1 protein-coding gene is annotated in these 424 nt (G+C 68.9%); it reads right to left on the bottom strand.

Annotated features, from left to right (window positions below; translation table 11 throughout):
- Window positions 1–404 (bottom strand): AMP-binding protein (locus ACLEQD_RS45160; protein WP_410392033.1); only part of this gene is annotated, 404 nt, incomplete at its 3' end.
- Window positions 405–424 lie beyond the last annotated feature (20 nt).

The raw sequence follows: 424 nt of genomic DNA on the forward strand, positions 1-424 counted from the left end.
CGCAGGCGCTGCTGGGTAAGCACCACTGGAGCGCCCGTGTCGGTGAGGACGTGGGAGAGCCACTCACGGGGGTAGCTGGGGTCGATGGGGACGTAGGCGCCACCGGCCTTGAGAGTGCCGAGGATGCCGACGAGGGCCTCGACGGAGCGCTCCACGCAGAGCACCACGCGCACGTCGGGGCCGACGCCCAGCTTCACCAGCCGGTGGGCGAGTTGATTGGCGCGCGTGTCCAACTCACGGAAGGTGAGCTGCTCGTCGCAGCAGATGACAGCCAGTGCGTCAGGCGTGCGAAGAGCCTGGGCGGCGAAGGCGTCATGGAGGCAGAGGTCGCGAGGGAACTCGGCACGAGGGCCATTCCAGTCGACGAGTAACTGCTGACGCTCCGGAGCCGTGAGGAGCGGCAAGCTCGCGAGCGTCGCGTCCG

The sequence above is a fragment of the Corallococcus sp. 4LFB genome, from assembly GCF_046520365.1.
In the GTDB taxonomy this organism is placed as follows: domain Bacteria; phylum Myxococcota; class Myxococcia; order Myxococcales; family Myxococcaceae; genus Corallococcus; species Corallococcus caeni.